Below are 650 nucleotides of genomic sequence, written 5' to 3'. Positions count from 1 at the left end.
CGGCATCTGGAAGGAGGCTGAGCAATGCCCGCAGAATATCAGAGCGGGTAATAATGCCGACGACTCTCCTACCTTTCACGATCGGAATGCGTTTAACGTGGTGGTGCATCATGAGATCGACGATCTCGGCGAGTGACGCGGCAGGAGATGCAGTGACGACGCTGTCGGACATCACCTCTTCGATCCGTCGACCATTGGCCCGGACATATTCGTCGGCGGCTTTTCCGGGGCTGACCAGAAGCTCCAGCCAGCGCGAGCGCTTCTGTTGCGTGCCCAGTTCTCCTCGCTGCAGGAAATCGCCTTCGCTGACAATCCCCACCAGCGTGCCATCGCCACTAATGACAGGGAGGCCGCTGATCTTTTTGGACAGCATCAGCCCGGCCACCTCGGCGATCGAGGCAGACGGGTCCGTGCAGATGACTGGCTTGCTCATTATGGCTTCGGCTTGCATGGTCGCTCTCCGGAGATATTTCCATTCCCCAGCTTCCTAGATGCCGCATGAGCGATGGGCCTTGATCTGAATCATTTTGCCCTCGAGACAAATGACCCAAGCTGGGGCTGCAAATAACCGGGCGCGTGCCAGTCAACCAGCAATCGTGGTCTTGGCGACGTTCACGCCAAGTTCGTAGACAAGCAGCCCACCATAATAG

1 protein-coding gene is annotated in these 650 nt (G+C 57.7%); it reads right to left on the bottom strand.

Annotated elements, in window-relative coordinates:
* On the bottom strand, positions 1 to 451 hold a 451-nt coding region (locus EOA22_RS36260; RefSeq protein WP_127390747.1), incomplete at its 3' end, for a CBS domain-containing protein.
* Positions 452 to 650 lie beyond the last annotated feature (199 nt).

It is taken from the genome of Mesorhizobium sp. M7A.F.Ca.US.014.04.1.1, assembly GCF_003998745.1.
Classification (GTDB): Bacteria; Pseudomonadota; Alphaproteobacteria; order Rhizobiales; family Rhizobiaceae; genus Mesorhizobium; species Mesorhizobium ciceri.
Note: the sequence above shows the minus strand (reverse complement) of the source record. Positions and strands in the feature narration are given on the sequence as shown.